Origin of the sequence: Actinophytocola sp. (assembly GCF_035634895.1) — a bacterium.
Lineage (GTDB): Bacteria > Actinomycetota > Actinomycetes > Mycobacteriales > Pseudonocardiaceae > Actinophytocola.
The window spans coordinates 21868-40632 of the sequence record NZ_DASQCC010000166.1; the positions used below are offsets into that span (position 1 = coordinate 21868).

The 18765-nt window shown below is 73.7% G+C and carries 16 protein-coding genes; 15 read left to right on the forward strand and 1 reads right to left on the reverse strand.

What is annotated here, in order from left to right:
* Positions 1–4: 4 nt before the first annotated feature.
* The 15 genes from VET29_RS24860 to VET29_RS24930 are packed head-to-tail and all read left to right on the forward strand — an operon-like array spanning position 5 to position 17822.
* Complete coding sequence (locus VET29_RS24860; RefSeq protein WP_324924589.1) at positions 5–193, forward strand: putative phage tail protein; 189 nt, start codon at positions 5–7, stop codon at positions 191–193.
* On the forward strand, positions 190–858 hold the full coding sequence (locus VET29_RS24865; protein ID WP_324924591.1) for a LysM peptidoglycan-binding domain-containing protein: 669 nt from the start codon (positions 190–192) through the stop codon (positions 856–858). The genes VET29_RS24860 and VET29_RS24865 overlap by 4 nt, the downstream gene beginning before the upstream one ends.
* Positions 855–2042, forward strand: a complete 1188-nt coding sequence (locus tag VET29_RS24870) for a type IV secretion protein Rhs (RefSeq protein ID WP_324924593.1) — start codon at positions 855–857, stop codon at positions 2040–2042. Before VET29_RS24865 ends, VET29_RS24870 begins: the two co-directional genes overlap by 4 nt.
* Positions 2039–2665 (forward strand): phage baseplate assembly protein V, encoded by a 627-nt coding sequence (locus tag VET29_RS24875; protein ID WP_324924595.1) that lies wholly within the window; start codon positions 2039–2041, stop codon positions 2663–2665. The genes VET29_RS24870 and VET29_RS24875 overlap by 4 nt, the downstream gene beginning before the upstream one ends.
* On the forward strand, positions 2662–3066 hold the full coding sequence (locus VET29_RS24880; protein WP_324924597.1) for a GPW/gp25 family protein: 405 nt from the start codon (positions 2662–2664) through the stop codon (positions 3064–3066). Before VET29_RS24875 ends, VET29_RS24880 begins: the two co-directional genes overlap by 4 nt.
* Positions 3063–4946, forward strand: coding sequence for a baseplate J/gp47 family protein (locus VET29_RS24885; RefSeq protein WP_324924599.1), 1884 nt, complete (start codon positions 3063–3065; stop codon positions 4944–4946). Before VET29_RS24880 ends, VET29_RS24885 begins: the two co-directional genes overlap by 4 nt.
* Positions 4943–6976, forward strand: a complete 2034-nt coding sequence (locus tag VET29_RS24890; RefSeq protein WP_324924601.1) for a putative baseplate assembly protein — start codon at positions 4943–4945, stop codon at positions 6974–6976. The genes VET29_RS24885 and VET29_RS24890 overlap by 4 nt, the downstream gene beginning before the upstream one ends.
* On the forward strand, positions 6973–8895 hold the full coding sequence (locus VET29_RS24895) for a phage tail protein (protein WP_324924603.1): 1923 nt from the start codon (positions 6973–6975) through the stop codon (positions 8893–8895). Before VET29_RS24890 ends, VET29_RS24895 begins: the two co-directional genes overlap by 4 nt.
* Before the next feature lie 14 nt (positions 8896–8909).
* Positions 8910–10202: a hypothetical protein gene (locus VET29_RS24900; RefSeq protein WP_324924605.1), complete on the forward strand. Its 1293-nt coding sequence runs from the start codon at positions 8910–8912 to the stop codon at positions 10200–10202.
* Positions 10202–12169, forward strand: coding sequence for a hypothetical protein (locus VET29_RS24905; RefSeq protein ID WP_324924607.1), 1968 nt, complete (start codon positions 10202–10204; stop codon positions 12167–12169). The genes VET29_RS24900 and VET29_RS24905 overlap by 1 nt, the downstream gene beginning before the upstream one ends.
* Positions 12166–13305, forward strand: a complete 1140-nt coding sequence (locus VET29_RS24910; RefSeq protein WP_324924609.1) for a hypothetical protein — start codon at positions 12166–12168, stop codon at positions 13303–13305. Before VET29_RS24905 ends, VET29_RS24910 begins: the two co-directional genes overlap by 4 nt.
* A complete protein-coding gene (locus VET29_RS24915; protein WP_324924610.1) occupies positions 13302–13841 on the forward strand; it encodes a hypothetical protein in 540 nt (179 codons plus the stop codon). Before VET29_RS24910 ends, VET29_RS24915 begins: the two co-directional genes overlap by 4 nt.
* Positions 13838–15457 (forward strand): hypothetical protein, encoded by a 1620-nt coding sequence (locus tag VET29_RS24920; protein WP_324924612.1) that lies wholly within the window; start codon positions 13838–13840, stop codon positions 15455–15457. The genes VET29_RS24915 and VET29_RS24920 overlap by 4 nt, the downstream gene beginning before the upstream one ends.
* A gap of 3 nt (positions 15458–15460) precedes the next feature.
* Entirely contained in the window at positions 15461–17533 is a 2073-nt protein-coding gene (locus tag VET29_RS24925; protein WP_324924614.1) for an ATP-binding protein, read from the forward strand.
* Entirely contained in the window at positions 17526–17822 is a 297-nt protein-coding gene (locus VET29_RS24930) for a hypothetical protein (RefSeq protein WP_324924616.1), read from the forward strand. Before VET29_RS24925 ends, VET29_RS24930 begins: the two co-directional genes overlap by 8 nt.
* Positions 17823–17925: 103 nt before the next feature.
* Here VET29_RS24930 and VET29_RS24935 read toward each other — a convergent pair whose 3' ends face one another.
* Positions 17926–18402, reverse strand: coding sequence for a hypothetical protein (locus VET29_RS24935; RefSeq protein ID WP_324924618.1), 477 nt, complete (start codon positions 18400–18402; stop codon positions 17926–17928).
* Positions 18403–18765: the final 363 nt, after the last annotated feature.

Sequence of the window (18765 nt, forward strand, 5' to 3'; positions counted from 1 at the left end):
GAGCGTGCCGAAGAACCTGATCATTCACAACCTCGAGGTGCGGTTCCAGGTGGACGGGGACGACGGGGCCGTGTTCCAGCGGCTCTTCAACAAGCACATCCAGGAGTGGTCCCGGTTGTACGAGGCGGAGTGCGCACGGGCGAAACAGTCCGCGAACGACCGCAAGCTCGGTGACATGGAGGGTGGCTGGTGAGTACCACCCCGGTGTCCTTCGCGAGCCAGGGCGCGCTCGCACGGCTGGAGATCCTCCGGCCGGTGATCGCCGACGAGCGGCGGCGGCGGATCCCGTTGCGGTTCAACCCGACCGACTACAAGCTCAGCAAGTCCAACACCTTCGCCGAGATCACCATCCCGGGCCTGGAGACGCCGCCGATCCAGTACGTCCGCGGCGGCAGCGAGACGCTCACCGTGCAGGCGCTGGTCGACACCTCCGACACGCTCGACAACGTCCGCACGTCCTATGTGGACGCGATACGCGACCTGATGCGGCCCGACAGCAGGGAACACGCGCCGCCGATCGTCCGGTTCGTCTGGGACGAGGCCGTGTTCACCGGTGTGCTCGAGAAGCTCGACGTGAACTACGTCCTGTTCGGCAGGGACGGCGTCCCGCTGCGTGCCCAGCTCGACATCTCGCTGAAGGAGTTCCGCCCCGCCGCGCAACAGGTCCTGGACACCCCGCGTTCCTCGCCGACCGTCGAGAAGAGCTACGTCGTGCGGCGCGGCGACACGCTGTCCAGCATCGCCGCCGCGGTGTACCGGCGCGCGGACGCGTGGCGGGAGCTGGCCCGTGCCAACGACATCACCGACCCCCGCGACCTCAGGCCGGGCCGCGTGCTGACCGTGCCGAGGCTGCCATGACCACGGCGACCCGACCGGAGACCGCCGACCCGGACCGGTACGCGCCCGAGTTCGAGGTGTTCATCGAGGGCGTCGAGGCCGACCCGACGACCAGGAACGACATCCTCGACATCAAGGTGCACCGCGACATCGAGGAGATGTCCGGCTTCGACCTGGAGCTCAACAACTGGGACGACCAGAACCTGAGGTTCAAGCACAGCGACTCACGCGAGTTCAGGCTCGGCTCCCGGGTCTCGGTCCGGCTCGGCTACGCCGACCGGCTCCTTACCGTCGCCACCGGGACGATCAGCACGCTCGCCCCGAAGTTCCCCGACGGCGCGTCGCCGACCGTCTCGGTCAGCGGCGTCGACGGGATGCTGAAGCTCAAGGAACGCAAGCCCACCAAGGACGAGGACAAGAACTTCGTCAACATGGCCGACTGGCGGATCGCCGAGCGGATCGCCCAGCGCAACAAGCTCCGCGTCGTCACGACCCACGAGGGCCCGGTCCACGACCTCGTCGTGCAGAAGAACCAGTCCGACGCGGAGTTCCTGATGGAGCGGGCGAAACGCCTCGACTTCGACTGCTTCATCCTGCCCGACCCCGACACCGGCGAGGAGACGCTGCACTTCGTCAAGCCCACCGACGGCCGCGACGGCCGCCCGATCCGCCTGTTCCGGCTGACCTACCAGCCGGGCCTGACGACCGGCCCGAGCGGGCTGCCCGAGGGACTGGTGCCGAACCTGATCGACTTCACCCCGACGCTCACGGTCTCCCAGCAGGTCAGCAAGCTCACCGTGCGCGGCTGGGACCCCCGCACCAAACAGGAGCTGGCGTTCACCGCGACCGCCGAGAACCTGCCCGCCGGGCAGGGCTCCGCCGGCGGGGAGAGCGGCCCGGAGGCGGCGGACAGCGCGGCGGGCGGCCGGCAGGAGGTCCTGGTTGACGCCCCGGTCACCAGCCAGGAGGAGGCCCGCGAGCTGGCGATCGCCCTGCTGCGGGAACGGTCCTACGAGTTCATCACCGCCACCGGGCGGGTCGCCGGGCTGCCGGAGCTGCGGCCGGGCGACAACCTGGAGATCTTCGGCCTCGGCGTGCGGTTCTCCGGCACGTACTTCGTCAAGCGCGTCGAGCACTCCCTTGGCAGCAGCGGCTTCTTCACCACGTTCACCGGCAGGCGGATCCACCAGGGAGGCGCACCATGACGAGAACCGTGCCCAGGGCGCGCAGCACCGACCGGCGCTACTACAGCGTGGTCGAGGCGATCGTCGTGGCGAACGACGGCGACGACGAGGGCCGGGTCAAGGTCACGTTCCCATGGTTCGACGGCGGCTCGACCGTCACGGACTGGTGCCGGGTCAGCCAGCTGTACGCGGGCAACGGCTACGGCGCGCTGTTCGTGCCGGAGACGGGCGACGAGGTGCTGGTCGCGTTCGTGCACGGGGACATGCGGTTCCCGATCGTGCTCGGCGGGCTCTACAACGGCGTCGACAAGCCGCCCACCGCACGCACCGGCGGCAGGGACCAGAAGGTCATCAGAACCAAGGCAGGCCACGAGGTCCTGCTCGACGACGGCGCCAAGGAGATCCGGATCACGACCGCCGAGGGCGGGAACGTCACCGTCGCCGCCGACGGGAGCATCACCCTGAAGGCGCCGAAGGTGACCGTGGAGGCGGGCAGCGTCGACCTCGGCGGCGGGGCGACCGACCACGCGGTGCTCGGCGAGGAGCTGATCAAGGCGTTCGCCCTGCACACCCATCCCAACGCGGGTCCGTCGTCGCCGCTTCCGCCCAGCGTGCTGTCCTCGAAAGTGACCGTGAGCAAATGAGCGAGCCGTTCCTGGGCACCGGTTGGCGGTTCCCGATCCTGCCGGACGAGGCCGGGCGCCTGTCCTATGCCGTCGGCGAGCAGAGCATCGAGCACTGCCTGCGTGCCCTGCTGCTGACCGCCACCGGCGAGCGCGTGATGCGGCCGGACCTCGGCACCAGGGCGCAGGAGTCGGTGTTCGCGCCGGGCAGCACGCAGAACCTGCGCGACCTGGAGCGCTCGATCGCCGACGCGGTCCGGACCCACGAGCCGAGGGTCGAGCTGGACGGCGCCCGCGCGGAGGCCGACCCGCTCGACTCCTCCCGGGTCACGGTCACCGTCGCGTACCGGGTCCGGCGCACCAACACCAAGGCGAACCTGGTGTTCCCGTTCTACCTCGGCCTGACCGGGAGCACCCCATGACCCTGCCCGCGCCGAAGCTGGACGACCTCACCTGGGCCGACATGATGGCGGCCATCCGCGGCCGCATCCCCGCCGAGTCGGACGGCACGTGGACGCTGCACGCACCCGTCGACCCCGGCGTCACCCTGCTGGAGCTGTTCGCGTACCTGCTGGAGCAGCGCCTGTACTGGCTCGACCAGGTGCCGGACGACCTCGTCGTCGCGATCCTGCGACTGCTGGGCGTCGAACCGCCCCGGCCCGCGGTCCCCGCGACCACCGTGCTGCGGCTGACCACCGACGAGCCGGCGCCGGTCGTGGTTCCCGAGCACACCGTCCTGTCCCGCGATCCGGCCGGCGCGATCAGGTTCTCGATCGACGAGACGACCGTCTTCCCGGTCGACGGCGACGTGACGGTCGCGACCGACCGCGACCGCACCCCGGATCTGCTGGCCAGGCGCGGGGTTCCGCTGCTGCCCGCCGACGGGTCGGCCGCCTCGGTCCGCTTCACCCTGCCACTGCGCGGTTCCCACACCGCGCCCGGCTGGTTGTCCCTGCTCGTCGAGCTCGACTCGCCGTTGCCGCCGTTCTGGTCGCATCCCGCGGTCCCCGCGGTCCGTCCGCCGGCCAGGTTGGCCTGGTCCTGGTTCCGGCCGGGCAGCACGGTTTCCGGGGCGTTCGCGGACGTCCAGGACGGCACCGGCGGGTTGCGGCGGTCCGGGGTGGTACGCCTGCTCCCGCCCGACGGATGGTCCACACAGGACTCCGGGCTGATGGTGTCCACCCCGGCCGCGACCTTCGCGGCACCGCCGCGGCTGCTCCAGCTGGCGGTCAACGTGTCCGCGGCACGACACCTCGAGCGACGCACCGCGGACCTGGCCGGCCAGACCCAGGCCTGGCGCAGGCTTCCCGGCCAGCGGCTCGTCCTGCCGGACGCCGCCGGTCGCCTCCTCGACGCGGCCGTCCGGCTCGCCGGCGAGAACTGGGCACCGGCCGTGGACTTCGCGTCCGGCTCACCCCGCGACCGGATCTTCCTGCTGGACCGGGCCGACGGCGCGCTCGTGTTCGGCGACGGCCTCACCGGCCGGGTCCCGCGCCCGGCCGGCGAGGTGCTCGTCGAGTACACGATCGGTGGCGGCCGGGACGGCAACGGCGGCCGCACCGACAACTGGCTGCCCGCCGGCGATCTCGCGGTCCGCGGCGCCAACCTCGTCGACGCCGCCGGTGGCGCCGACCCGGAGACCGTCGCGCAGGCCCGTGAACGCGCGGCGGGCGTGCTCGGCGAGGTGACCAGGGCCGTCACCGCCGAGGACTACGTGACCCTGGCCGTGACCACCCCGGGCGTGTCGGTCGGCCGGGCCCACGCCGCCCTCGGCGAACACCCGGGCTTCCCGTGCGCGCGGGTGCCCGGCGCGGTGACCGTCCACATCGTCCCGTCGGTGCCACGCGATGTGCCGGCGCCCCAACCGGATCCGGGCATGCTGTGCGAGGTCGCGGACCGGCTCGCGCAGGCGCGGCTGCTCACGGTCGAGGTGTTCGTGCGGCCACCGGCCTACCGGACCGTCCGCCTGCGGGTCGACCTGTCCGGCCGGCCGGCGGACCGGGCCACGGTGTCCACGGTGGTCGGTGACGCGTTGCGCCGCTACCTGGATCCCCTGGTGGGCGGCGACGAGGAGACCGGCTGGCCGTTCGGGGAGACGCTGCGTCCCTCGGCGCTGCTGCGTGCCGCGCAGCGGGCGCTGGGCGACCTCGCGCTCGTCGCGGCCGTCTCGGTCGCGCTGGACGGCGCGGACCCCACCGACTCGTGCGCGGACCAGGCCCTGCGGCCCGGCGAGCTCCCACGGCTGCGTGAGGTCCGCACGAGGAGCGTGCCCGCCGTCGAACCGGGGGAGGGGTTGCTGTGACCGACGTCTGGTGGGCAGGCGGCGCCGGGGAGGAGGCGCACCTGGTGCCCGGCCCGGGGCCGTCGGGGGTGGCGCCGGAGCTCGTCGACGCGACGAGGGAGGCGGTCCGCGCCGCCGTGCGCGACCGCATCCCCGGCTACACCCCGGACTGGACCAACCCCGACCGCCAGGACGCCGGCGTCGCGCTCGTCCGGCTCTTCGGCACGCAGGCCGAACCCGTGCTCACCCGGGTCAACCGGCTGCCGGAGAAGATCCTGGCCGAGCACCTTGACACCGCCGGCGTGCGCCGCCGCCCGGCCACGGCGGCGACCGCGTTGCTGGAGTTCACCGTGACCCCGCCGGACGGCTCGTCGGTGCTCGTCCCCGCCGGCTTCCAGGCCGCCGCGGCCACCCCCGACGGCCAGCTGATCTACGAGACCGACCAGGACCTCCACGCCACCCCCGCGACCCTGGCCGCGGTCGCGGTGGCGCACGCCGGCGCGCTCGAACCGGTCCCACTGGGGCCGGGCGGACCCGGCCGCGCGTTCGCGCCGTTCGGCGCCGACCCCCAGCCCGGTGACGCCCTGTGGCTCGGCCTCGCCGGCACCGCGAGCCCGTTCCCGGCACTGACCATCGGCTTCGTCGTCGAGGCCGCGCCACCGAACCCGGCCCAGGCCGGCGGCACCGCGCCGCTGCCGCTCCCGCCCGGGCCGCTGCTTCGCTGGGACGTCCTGGACGGCGGCCGGTTCGTCCCCGCCGAGGTCGTGCGGGACGAGACCGGCGGCCTGCGGGCCACCGGCACGGTCGAGCTCCGGGTGCCACGCACGTGGACGCCCGGCAGGTCACCCGCCCGAACCGGGCCCGTGCTGCGGTGGCTGCGGCTGCAGGTCGCCCACGGCACGTTCACCGCGGCGCCGCCGCTCGTCTCCGGGCTGCGGCTGAACATGGTCGCGGCCACCGCCGCCCGCACGGTCCGCGACGAGCCGCTCGCGCCGATCCAGGACCCGTCGGCCCCGTCGGCACGGCGGCGCATGCGGCTGAGCCAGGTGCCGATCCTCGCCGGCACCGTTGTGATCGAGGTCGACGACGACCCCGCCACCGACGTCTTCGGCACCACGACCGGGACGGCCACGCCGTGGCAGGAGGTCGACAGCCTCGCCGCGTACGGCCCGGACGGCCGCGTGTTCGTCGTCGACCACGCGACCGGCGTGGTTACCTTCGGCGACGGCGTGCATGGCGCGCCCGTGCCGTCCGGTTTCCGCAACGTGCGGGCCGTGCGGTACCGCGTCGGTGGCGGCGCGGCGGGCGCGGTGGCGGCCGGCGCGATCAACAGCGTGGTCACCGCGCTGCCGTTCGTCACCCGGGTCGCCAACCCGTTCCCCGCGACCGGTGGCGGCGACGCGGAACCCGACGCCGAGGTGATGCTGCGTGGGGTGGGGGAGCTGCGGGCCCGCGGGCGGGCCGTGACGCCGGCCGACTACGGCCTGCTGGCGATCCGCGCGCCCGGTGCGTCGGTCGCCCGCGCGCACGGCGTGCCCGGGCTGCATCCGGACTTCGCGGGCCGTCCGATCCCCGGCGTGGTCGGCGTCCTCGTGGTGCCGCCGCTCGACGACTCGGGCGAGCCGCCGGTGCCGTCGGCCGCGACCCTGCGTGCGGTGGCCGACTTCCTCACCCGCGAGGTCGCGCCGGCCGGCGTCACCGTGGTCACCGGGCCGGTCGCGTTCCGGCGGATCGCCGTGGAGGCCCGGGTCGTGCTCGACGCCGGCCAGGACAGGGCCGCCGTGCTGGCCAGGGCGGGCGACGCGGTCACGACGTACCTGGATCCCGTGCGAGGCGGGGAGAACGGCGGTGGCTGGCCCTTCGGCGGCGCGGTGCGGCACACCCCGCTGGTGCGCCGGCTCCTGGCCGTGGACGGCGTCCTCGCGGTGTCGGGGCTGTCGCTGACCGTCGACGGGCTGCGCCTGCCGCCGTGCGCCGACCACCAGATCCCGCCGAACGACCTCGTCTGGCCGCAGCGCCCGCTGCTGATCCCGGTGGAGGAGTCACCATGACCTGTGCGCCGACCGCGGCCACGTTCCGGCTCCTCGACGACCTCGTCGGGTGGGACCAGGACGAGCCCACGGTGCGGAACGTGGTCGGGTTCGAGGACCAGACCGGCGTGCGGCTGTCCTTCGGCGGCCGGTCCCCGGACGGCCCGACCCGCGCCCAGCTGCTCCCGTGGTTTCCCGACCCGCGCCTGGCACCCGGCTGCCGCCCGTGCGCCTGGTACCTGCTGTCCGGGGACCGGTTGCTGCGCCGGGACAGCGGCGGCTGGCCGCCGGTGTGGCGTCCTGGCTGCGACCCCCGGCTCCTGCGCGAGCCGGTCGCGGTCGCCGCACGCGGGCACCGCGTCGCCGTGGTCGACTCCGGCCGGGTCCTCGTGTGGCGCAACGAAGGCGACCACCTCACCGCCGTGATCAGGTGGCGCCGCGCCGAGGTCGTCGCGCTCGCACAGGACGAGCAGACCTGGGTGGCCGGCGGTGGCGAGCTGCGCCGGTACGGTCCCGACGGCCGGCTCCGCGAGGTCGTCCACGCCCACGCCGGCGGCAGGATCGTCGGGCTCCGCGTCGCCGGCCACACGATCTGGCTGCTCACCGAGCACCGCGGCCGGTACCAGATCCACCGCGGTCGCCACCACTTCCGCCCGGCCGGGCCGGCCGACCTCGCCGCCGCGCTGCCGCCCAGCACGCTCGTCGCCGCGGCCGAGAACGGCTTCTGTCTCACGGAGAAGTGCGCCGGGGGCGACGTGACCTCCTGCTACACCTGGGCAGGAGAGCCCCGCCCCGAACCCGCGCGGGACACCACCCGGTACGCGCCGGACGGCGAGTTCACCACCCAACCGATCGACAGCGGCACCTCCCGCTGCCGCTGGCACCGCGTCCGGGTGGAGGCGGACGTGCCCGCGGGCACCGCGGTCTCGATGTCGGTCGTGGTGTCCGAGGACGGCCGCTTCGCCGACACCGACTGGCAACACGCCCCCGCCGGCGTCACCGACCTCCTCGTCGACCAGCCGCCCGGCCGGTTCCTCACCGCCCGCGTCGTGCTGTCCGGCGACCGGGCGGCGACCCCGGTGCTGCACCGGATCCGGCTCGACTTCCCGCGCTCCACCAGTGCGGACCTGCTGCCCGCCGCCTTCCGCCATGACCCGGCCGCGGACGACTTCACCGAGCGGTTCCTGTCCCTGTTCGACGCCACGATGGCCGACATCGACCGCGTCATCGAGCGCTACCCCGCCCTGCTCGCGCCGGAGGGGGTCCCCGACGGGGCACTGCCGTGGCTGGCCGGGCTGCTCGGCCTGTCGTTCGAGTCCGGCTGGGACGCGGCCACGCGCCGGAAGCTGATCGCCGCCGCGCCCACGCTGTACCGCAGGCGCGGCACACCGGCCGCGCTGTCCGAGGCCATCGCCATCGTCTTCGGCGTCACCCCCGTCATCGACGAGCTGGCCGCCGACCGGCACTGGGCCCAGGTACGCGCGACCGCGACGCCCGCGGGCGCCCGCGGGCTCGGGTCGGTCCGGCTGTTCGGCCGCTCGTCGTCCCGGTTCCGGCTCGACGGTTCGACGCTGGGCACGACGCCGCTGCGGGCGTTCGGCGACCCGGACACCGACCCGCTCACCGAGCACGCCCACCGGTTCCGCGTCCTGCTGCCCGCCGGCACCGGCACCGTGGACGAGGAGGCGTTGCGGCGCCTGGTGGTCCGGCAGGCGCCCGCGCACACGAGGGGGTCGGTCCGCGCCGGCGGGGCGGGGTTCGTGGTCGGCACACGGTCGACGGTCGGGGTGGACACCGCGTTCGTCCCCCTGCCCGCGCCCGTGCTGGGTGGCGCGCGGCTGAACCACGACGGAGTACTGAGGCCCGGGCCACGAGGCGCTCGCCACGGCGTGCGCGCCGGCGTGGTGTCCGCGGTCGGGGTCCACACGCGAGTGTCTTGAGAGGACAGGAAGAGATGACCGAGGTAACGACAGAGCCCGCGACGCCGGAGCACGGGGAGTTCGACGAGCCGCCCTTCCGCCGGCTGCGCTACTTCCACGGCCAGATGCTCACCGCGCGGGACTTCCAGCGCGAGCAGGAGTACTTCCGCGAGAAGCTGAAGCTGCGCATGCGCTGCCTGCTCGGCTACGGCGTGGTGTGCGGGCTGCTCGTGAAACCCGCGCCGGCCACCGACAACGCAGCCGACAACGCAGCCGACAAGGCCACGGACGAGGGCGGCAAGGACCGGCCCGACCAGCGTCCGAGGGCGAAGGTCCGGATCACCTCCGGGCTCGGTGTGGACTGCGACGGCAACGAGCTGGTCGTCGGTGGCGACTGCGTGATCGACCTGTGGGACGCGCTGCGCGAGGACGAGCGCACCGCGGGCAGGACCGTCTGGGTCGGCATCGAGTACGCCGAGCGCGCGGTCGAACCGACCAGGACCGTCTTCAACTCCAGCTGCGGGGACACCTCGGACTGCGAGTGCGGCTACACCGAGGAGAGCTACGCCGTCCGCGTCACCACCAGGGAGCCGCCGAAGGACGAGCGCTGCGAGACGTGCTGCTCCCGGTGCGAGCACAAGGTGCTGTGGTTGGCCAGGATCGACGACGTGGACTGGCCCCGGCCGGTACGCGAGGAGCAGATCCACCAGGAGATCCGCCGCCCGTTCGGCAGGCACGTGCCGACCGTGATCACCGGCGTCAACTGGCGCCACGGCCACACCTACACGGTGGACGAGGCGAAGGAGCTGCTGGGCACCCAGAAGCAGACCGGCGGCCTGGTCGTGCGCTTCTCCGACGACGTCCGGGTGGACACGCTGAAGCGGGGCGTGGTGGACATCCAGGTGATCGAGGGCGGCGCCGGCCGCAACGCCGACACCTGGTACATGGGCGGACAGTTCGAGGAACCGGCGTCCGGCGAGTTCACCCGGCAGTTCCGGTACCGCCAGACCACCCGCGAGACCTTGCAGGAGGGCGACCGCGTGCTGGTCACGGTCCGTGCGGCGTTCATCCTCGACCGCTGCTGCCGCCCGGTCGACGGCACGAACGTCGGCGGCAAGGTCCCGTTCTTCGGCCGGGTCCGGGCCGAGGGCGAGGCGGCGACCGAGCACGACCATGACCATGACCACGACCACGAGCACGACCACGATCCCGAGCCCGAGACCGGTGGGTGTGCGGTCCCGCCGTCCGGGATCGGACCGTGGACGTCGGGCACCGGCGCGGGCGGGGACGTCTTCGAGAGCTGGTTCTTCATCACCGAGGAGCGCTGATGAGCACGTCAGACTGCGGGTGCGGGTGCGGCGGGGCCTCGGCCTTCCCGTCCGCGTTCGTGCGGCCGCGGTTCTTCGCCGGCCAGCTGCTCACCGAGGACGACCTGTCCCTGCTGACCGACTACGTGTCCGGGAAGTCCCGCCTGCACAACAGGACGCTGTCCGGACCCGGTGTCGTCTGCGGGCTGGAGGTGAGCTGCGACCCGTGCGGGACGGTCCTGGTGGGTCCTGGGCACGCGCTCGACGGCCGCGGCAACGACATCGTGCTGGCCTGCAGGGAGAAGGTCGACGTCGGCGCGCTCGTGCGGGACTCACGGGTGTCGTCGGCGGGCGTGCGGTGCGCTGACCCGTGCGACGACGAACGACGCGGCTACGGGCTCTTCGTACGTTACGAGGAGTCCGCCGTGGACCCGGTCGCGCCGTACGCGACCGAGGAGCCGTGCCCCACGCCGGGCTGTGTGCCCTCCCGCGTCGAGGAGGGGTTCCGGTTCGTCGTCAGGTGCGACACCACCGACGACCACCGGTACAACCCCGCGACGAGGCTCCTGGCCAGCATCGGCTCGAGGGACGCCTACCGGCGGGTCCGCCGCCTCGGCCAGCGGTTCGACCGGTACCTGGAGGCGATGGCCGTCGCCGGGGCCGCGTCGGACCGGCGCTTCACCTTCGGCGCAGAGGACGCCGCGCGGTACCACGAGAGTCTCGGCCGGCTGGGGCAGAGCGAGGGCACGCCGGAGTCGCCGTCGGTGGTCCAGCTGCTGACCGAGGACGTGCGGGCGCTGGCCGGCGCGCTCGCGCGCTACGACACCTACGCCCCGGCCGGCCAGGACGACCTGCGGAAGACCTACGAGCTAGGCGACGTCGACCATGCCAGGGGCGTGCTGGGAACGGTCTGCGGTCAGCTGTCCGAGACCGACCCCGAGCAGATGTGGCCGGAGCCGGTGCACCGGTCGATCGCGGTGGCCGTCGTGGCCGAGGCCAGGGCGCGGATCGTCGACCGGGACGCCGACGCGCCGATCGAGCTTCGCCTGCTGGCGCAGGGCACGCCCGTCAGCAACGTGCTGGCGGTCGAGTTCCGGTCCGACCTGGTGCGGATCCGGGAGTGGCTGCTCGGCCGGCTCGACCGGGCACCCGGGGTGGGGGACTGCCGGTTGCGTGACGACGTGCGGACCGTCGCGATGCCGCAGCCACTGCCCACGCCGGAGCCGGACCCCACCCACCGCCTGACGGTCACGGACCTGTCGTTGCTCACCGAGGCGGCCGGCCGGCTGACGACCTACCTGCGCCGCTTCGTCACCGACGCCGCCTGCTCGACGCTGAACCCGCCGTGCGCCAGCCACGCCGACGACGACGTGCTGATCGCACACCTGGAGCTGGACGGTTGCGACGTCGTACGGGTGTGTTCGGCGACCCGCGAACAGGTCCTGCCCGGCGGTTCGGCGTACGGCGAGTGGCTGCCGAAGCTCTACCAGCTGCGCCACCTCGCCGAGCAGGTGTGCTGCCAGCCGATACCGGTGTACACCGCACCCGTGCCGCCGGACGACGGCACCGTGGCGTATGTGGCCGGGCTGCTCGAGAAGTGGCGGCGCACCGGCCCGCTGGAGCACATGTGGAACCTCCTGGTGACCCCGGCGCCGGGCGAGACGGTGCCGGACCCCGTGCGGGAGCAGGTGCGCACGGTGCCCAGCGAGGTGACCGACAGCCTGCAGGAGCTGAACGTGCTGCGGTCACAGGTGAGCGACCTGAGCGCGACGGTGGAGGCGTTGCGTGGACAGCTGGACACCGCGCGGGCACAGGTCACCCGGGTGCGCGAGGAGCTGCCGGAACGGCTCGGCGACCGGCTGTCCGAGCTGGAGAGCGCCGGCCCGGCCGCGGCGCCCGAGGAGCCCGAGGAGCCGCCGAAGCCGCCGGCCAGACGGAGCACGAGGTCGTCGTCGGCACGCAGGCCGCGGTCGGGTGAGTCGTCGTGACCGGTCCACTGCGCCCGGCGTTCCAGGAGGGCCAGGTCCTCGCGGCGGCGGACCTGGCCGCGACGGTCGCCTACACCCGCGGCACGACGGGCCGGCACTCGCGGCTGCTGCACGACTGGGGCATCGCGGACGGACTCGAACTGACCACGGCCGACCGCACCGACCCGGCGACGAACGCGCGGTACGTCGAGGTGAGCGTGTCGGCCGGGTCGGCGATCGACGGCACCGGCCGGGAGATCGTGGTCCCGGCGCCGGTCGTCCTGTCGGAGGCCGAGTTCGCCCAGGTCAACGGCGCGGACCGGGCGAGCGCCGAGCCGTACCCGGTGTTCCTGACCGCGGTGGACCGGGCGCGGACCTCGACCGGCCCCGGCTCGTGCGCCGGCGCCACGGGCCCGACCCGGGTCGAGGAGTCGTACCAGATCCTGTTCGGCCGGCTGGGCGACGAACGCCTCGTGGCCGAACAGCGGCCCCCCGCGGTCGGCGCCGCCCCGGCCGACCCACCGGCCCGATGGTTGGTGCTGCTGGGTTTCCTCCGCTGGACCGACGGCCACTTCACGGCCGTCGCGTCGAGGGCCCGTACCGTCGGCCCGCGTTACGCGGGCGTGCGTGCGGACACGGTGGCGGCCCGGTCCGGCACCCTGTCGCTGCGCTCCCGGCCGGCCGTCCAGGAAGGACAGCCGGCGCTGGTGCTGTCCGGCGAGGACCCGCCGAGCCTGGTCTACGGGCTGTACCAGGCAAGCGGCTCGGTCAGCCCGCTGATGACGGTGGCGGCCAACGGGAACCTGACGATCGCGGGCAGCTTCGCCAGCCGGATCTCGGCGGGCAGCGTGCTGGCGACCTCCGGCAGCGCCACCGACGGGATGCTGCTGCCGCTGCCGTCCGGTGTGACGCCGGAGGAGGTGGCGGACGGCCGGGTGTCGCTGCACGTGTACGTGACGCCGCGGGTCCCGCCGACCCCGAACGACACGACGCTGACCAGCCCGGCACAGGCCACTGTGGACGGTGACCGGCGAGTCCGTTGCCGCGTGCGGATCTTCGACTACGCCGCCGCGCCACCCCAGGTGTTCGAACAACCGGGCGCGGTCGACTTCCTGGTGCTGGCAACGGTGGCGGCGACGAGTGGCGGTGGAGGATGACCCTTTACGTGGTGTACGCGCCGGCGACCGGCCACGTCGTGGGCGCGGTGAACGCGGTCGGCGTCACCCTGCCCGACGACGCCGCGGCCGGCTCGCTGGTGGGCCGGGAGCTGCCGCTGCGGGTCAGCACCGGTGCGGGCGAGGTCGCGGTCCTTCCGTTGGCGGCCGGGGACCTGGCGGTCCACGCGCCGGACGACCAACCGGGCGTGTTCGCCGACCCGCTGGCGTTCGGCGTCGAGCAGGTGCCCGGCGCGAAGCCGAGACCCGCGTTGCGGGAGCTGCCGTCCTGGGAGAACCCGGACCTGGTGTTCAGCACGGACAGCCTGGTCGTCACGCTGCCGTTCGAGGTGACCGTGCAGACCCCGGTGCTGGCGCTGGTCGCCGTCGGCGAGAGCGTCCGGGTGCTGCCCGGGTCGATCCAGCCGGGCGGTGAGTCGATCCAGCTGGGCGTGACGGTGTCGGCCGGCTCCTACGGCGTGCTCGTGCTGGTGGCCGGCCTGGCGGGCGTCCTGACGAGGGTGGAGAAGAAGGCATGAGCGTCCCCACCGCGGGCGAGGTCGTCGTGCGCCGGTGCGTGGTGCGCGTGATCCGGCGCGGTGGCTGGAGCTGGGGACCGGATCCGCACGGCCTGGTGCGGCGGGCGCTGGACGCGCTGCCCGACCTGCTGGCCGCGGAGTTCGACGGGATCGTGTCGGGCGACGGCCCGGACGTGGAGATCACCGAGCCGGTCCGCCTGACGGTGCGGCTCTCCCGTCGGGGCGGCGGCGCGACCGCAACGGGTCTCGTTCCCGAGCCCACGGGGGTGCGCGTGGACCCGGCACCCGTCGCCGCACCGCCCGCCACGCCCGCGATGTCCACAGTGGACGACACGCTGCCTGGTGCGGTTCCCGCGGCCACGCCGGCCGCGCTGTTCACGGAGCTGGCCGAACGCGGTGAGCTGAGGGCACTGCTGGCCCTGCTCCCCGACGACACGCTGCGGACGTGCCTGTCCGCACTGCGTGCCGAACCGCCGGCGGCCGTCCCGGCCGCGGTGGTCACCGAGGTGGCCACGGAACTGGCGCACCGGCAGTCGTTCCCGGTGGACCCGGCGACGCACGACCTCGCCGCGCCGGCCAGCTCCCCGCCCGCGCCGGTCGTGGCGTCCCCGGCCACGGTTCTCCTCGGCATGGCAGGGGAGACGACCCGGGTGTGCGCCGCGCTCCCGTTCCTGCTGGCCGGCCCGCTCGCGAGAACCGGCTACCTGGACGCGATCGGCCCGGCACTGTCGAGCGTCGACCTGCTGGGGGACGCGCCGCTGTTCGCGGCGGCGTTGGCGTACAAGGTGCTGGGCGCACCGGAACGGGGCTGGCGCAGGACACCCGGGGACAACGCGTCGGCGGCGGTGTTCGCCGGCCTGGAGTCGGTCCCGGACCTGACCGTCTTCGCCCGCCGGGTCCGCCCCGTGCTGCCGGTGCTGGACGGCGTGCTGGCGCTGTCCCTGTGCCGGGGCCACGACCCCGCGGACGCGCTCCTCGTCACGGGTGTGGACGACGGCGTGCTGCTGGTCGACGCGCGGGGCATGTTCCCGGTCGCGTGGGCGGCCGAGCCGGCAGGCCTGCTGCCGCACTGGGCGGCCTGCGGCCGCCCGCCGGTGCTGGTCTGCTCGGGTGCCCTGCCACCGTCGTGCCTGCGCGACCTCGCCGCCGCGGGCGTCCGCTTCGTCACCGACGTCCGCCCGTTGCGGGACGACCCGGTCTCCCGCCTGCCGTGGCGGACTCCACTGTGGACGGCCGGCGCGGTGCCGCTGCGGCTGGCGGCGGAGCTTCCCGTGCAGGCCGAAAATCTGGCCGGCCTGGTGGACGCCCTGTTCACCGCACATCGAGCGGTGCCGCTGGCGGAGGACGACGCGCTGGAGCACACCGTCACGTTGGCCGCGTCCCTGGCCCTGGGCATGCTCGCGTGGCAGCTGTGGCGCGAGGACGGACCCGACCCGGTACTGGCACTGAGGCGATTCGCGGACCTGGAGGCGACGGTCGAGTTCACGCCACGCGCGGTCAAGGTGCGGCTGCCGCTGGGAAGGCGGCATACGGACCTGTGGCGGTGCGGCGCGCTGACGGATGTGCACGACGTGGTCTGGCTGGGCGGCCGGCCCCTGACCTTCTCCGGCGGGTGACGCGTGAGCGGCTTGGCGGCAGAGCATCTCCGCGTCCGCCTGGCGGAGCTGCACCAGGCGCTACGTGCGGCCGTGGACCACCAGTCCCGGGCGGCGGCGGCGCTGACGCGCCCGGACCTGACGCCGTTCTGCGTGACGGACGAGCAGGTGGAAGCGTTGCTGGGCCGGGTGGACGCCTTCGCCGAGGCGATGACCGAGCCACCGTCGGTGAGCCGCCCGGACCCCGAGGGCGAGCAGCACCTGAGGCGCCTGGCGGCGTCTCGAGGGGTGGCCCTGCCGTTGGACACGCTGGCGACCCGCTTCGGCCTGACCCGCGCGGAACAGGACGCGTTGCTGCTCGTGGCGGCCCCGGAGCTGGATGCGGGCTACGAACGCGTCTACGCGTTCATAGTGGACAACCTGAATCGTCGGGCGCCATCCGTGGAGCTGCTGCTCACGGTGGCGGCCCGGACCCCACCGGACCGCCTGGCACTGAGGCGTGCGCTCGCGCCGGCGGGGAGGCTGCGCCGGTACGGCCTGGTGCTGGCGTACGGCGAGGCGCCGACCGAGCTGGCCCGGGAGTTGGCGCTGGGCACGGGAGTCTTCGAGTACCTGATGGGCTGGCTCGGCGACGCGGGCCTGGTCGGCCACGACCCCGGCGAGGTGACGGTGCCGGAACCGTGGGTGGTGTCCCCGTACCTGTCGGCGGAACGGGTGACGGGGTTGGCGAAGGCGCTGGCCGCCGGCGGTGTGGACGTCGTGGGCCTGTGGGGCTGCCCGCCCGACGGCCAGGTGGACGCGGCGATCACCCTGGCGGCCGCCGCCGGCCGGCCGCTTCGGCGGATGACGTCGGACCCGGAGTCGGACCTGCGGCTGGCGGCGGCGCTGGGCGCGGTGCTGTGGCTGCCGACGGACGGCGCGCCGGACGAACCGCCCGGGGCGTTGCTGAGGTCCCGGGTGCCGATCTGCCTGACCGGCGTGACACCGTGGCGCCCGGCGGCGTTGCTGGCCGCCCGCGCGTACGCCGAGCTGACGGTGCCGGCCACGGCCTTCCCCGAGCGGCGGGCGATGTGGTCGGCGGCGTTCCCGGCCCTGACCGGCGGGCAGTTGGAGGACCTGGCGGCCCGCTACCGGATGAGCGCGGGCGAGCTGAGAGCGGTGGCCGCGGTGGCCGACACGGACGCGCGGCTGTCCGGCACCGGCATCACGGGTCATGTGGACGAGGCGATAGCGACGGTGACGAGAGGCCGCAACAACAGTGCGGTCCAGGCGATAGTCCCGCGCCGGGGAATCGCTGATCTGGTGCTGCCCGAGGCGCAGAGAAACCAGATAACGGAGATAGCGTCGGCGTTCCGCGCGTGGCCGCGAATAGCCGAGTCGTGGGGCTTCGCGGCCAAGTCGACGGGTGGCATCAAGGCGTTGTTCACGGGTGAACCGGGCACCGGCAAGACGATGTCGGCGGAGGTGGTGACCGGACTGCTGGGCCTGGAGCTGCTGAAGGTGGACCTGGCACAGGTCGTCTCGAAGTGGGTGGGGGAGACGGAGAAGAACATGGAGGCGGTGTTCCAGCAGGCGGAAGACAGCCACGCGGTACTCCTGTTCGACGAGGCGGACGCCCTGTTCGGCAAACGCGGCGACGTCAAGCACGGAACCGACCGCTACGCGAACCTGGAGGTCGGCTACCTGTTGCAACGCCTGGAGGTCAGCGACGGCCTGATCATCCTGACGAGCAACCTGAAGGAGAACATCGACCCCGCCTTCACCCGCCGCTTCCACTTCGTGGTCCACTTCCCCCGCCCGGGCCTCGCGGAACGGCACCTGCTGTGGCAACTGGCCTTCCCGCCGGAGGCCCCCCTGGCCGCGGACGTCGACCTGGAGGCGTTGTGCCGCCTGGACATGACGGGCGCGAGCATCACCGCCGCGGCAAGAACAGCGGCCCTCACGGCGGCGGACAACGACAGCCCCGCGATCACCATGCGCCACGTCGTGAGAGGCATCTCCCGCCAGTTCCAGCGCGAGGCGCGGTTGTTCCGCCCGTCGGAGCTGGGCCCGTATGCTGGACTCGTAACCGACCCGGGGACGACCACAGATGCCTGAGATCCTGCCGCCGCAGCACCGCCCGGCCGTCCCGGTGACCGCGACGGAGCTACGCACCGCCTCCGCCGCCGACCGGGGCAAGTCGGCGCTGGTCCTGGTACCGGCCGTCATCGGCAACGCCCAGGCCGCCAAGACGGCGATGGACTCCCACTCGAAGTCCCTGCCCTCGCATGTGGCGTCCACCTTCGCCGCCGGCCAGGACCGCGTCGGCAACGCGGCGGTGGCCGGCGCCGCGATGCGCGTCATTCCTATGGCGGTCCCGAAGAACGAGAGTCATTCGGGTCGGTGACCCGTTGTCAGGGCCAGCGCGCGGGATAGCTGCTCCAGCGCCACGGCAGCTGTTACCAGGCTCGGGCGGCCGCACGTTCCTCGACCTCGGGCAGAGTCGCAGTTCAGTCGTCACCGGGGCGTCGCGAGAACGTGACCGCAGCGGACTGGAACTGGGAGAACTCGCCCCCCGCCGGGAACGGCGAGCCGGGCAGCGGAGTCAGCCCCCCGTCCGCCGCCACGTCGAAGCCGAACACCTCGCCGCGGGTGTCCTCGTTCGAGACGTACAGCCGGCGGCCCTCGGCGGTGACGGCCGGCCACACCGGCGCGTCCCCGGTCGGCGTGTGGTTGCCCGCGTGCAGGGTGCCGTCGACGTCGATGCCGAACACCCACACGCCCTTCGACCTCCCGCCGGCCAGTGCGGGGCTCGTCACGAACAGCCGGTGGCCGTCCGGGCTCACCTTCGCGGCCACCGGGAAGTCCGGCGCCGTCGCCGCCGGGAGCGGCAGCAGCCGCCCGCCGAGGCCGATGCGGTACGGCCGGATCTCGTCGTCGCCGGAACAGGCGACGTACAGGAACAGGTCGTCGGGCGACACATCCACCCCGAACGCACCCGGCCCGAGCTCGACCGCGCTCCGGGGGCTCCAGCCGGTGCTCGACCCCCACGGCGAAGGTCGTCAGGCGCCCGTTCCGGTCGTCGTCGGGATCGCCGGTGGCGACGAAGACGTACCGGCCGTCCGTGCTCACCGCGACACCGCGCGGCGACAGGGCACCGTCGCCGACCCGGACGGAAGCGGCGGCCGGCGCTAGTGTCCCGCGCCGGAAATGCGGTGATCAAGTCGGTGGATCCGGGTTTCTGCTGGCAAGGCGCCGGTTCGTCCTCGTACTGGGTCGTACTTGGGCGAACCGGCAACGCCGCCAGCAGGAAGCTGGGCCGCCGAATTAGTTGCCTGATTTCCGGCGCG

Excerpts from the sequence above, each read along its gene's own strand:
- VET29_RS24870 (WP_324924593.1), top strand. The coding sequence starts at position 855 with ATGACCACGGCGACCCGACCGGAGACCGCCGACCCGGACCGGTACGCG.
- VET29_RS24875 (WP_324924595.1), top strand. The coding sequence starts at position 2,039 with ATGACGAGAACCGTGCCCAGGGCGCGCAGCACCGACCGGCGCTACTAC.
- VET29_RS24880 (WP_324924597.1), top strand. The coding sequence starts at position 2,662 with ATGAGCGAGCCGTTCCTGGGCACCGGTTGGCGGTTCCCGATCCTGCCG.
- VET29_RS24885 (WP_324924599.1), top strand. The coding sequence starts at position 3,063 with ATGACCCTGCCCGCGCCGAAGCTGGACGACCTCACCTGGGCCGACATG.
- VET29_RS24895 (WP_324924603.1), top strand. The coding sequence starts at position 6,973 with ATGACCTGTGCGCCGACCGCGGCCACGTTCCGGCTCCTCGACGACCTC.
- VET29_RS24900 (WP_324924605.1), top strand. The coding sequence starts at position 8,910 with ATGACCGAGGTAACGACAGAGCCCGCGACGCCGGAGCACGGGGAGTTC.
- VET29_RS24905 (WP_324924607.1), top strand. The coding sequence starts at position 10,202 with ATGAGCACGTCAGACTGCGGGTGCGGGTGCGGCGGGGCCTCGGCCTTC.
- VET29_RS24915 (WP_324924610.1), top strand. The coding sequence starts at position 13,302 with ATGACCCTTTACGTGGTGTACGCGCCGGCGACCGGCCACGTCGTGGGC.
- VET29_RS24920 (WP_324924612.1), top strand. The coding sequence starts at position 13,838 with ATGAGCGTCCCCACCGCGGGCGAGGTCGTCGTGCGCCGGTGCGTGGTG.
- VET29_RS24930 (WP_324924616.1), top strand. The coding sequence starts at position 17,526 with ATGCCTGAGATCCTGCCGCCGCAGCACCGCCCGGCCGTCCCGGTGACC.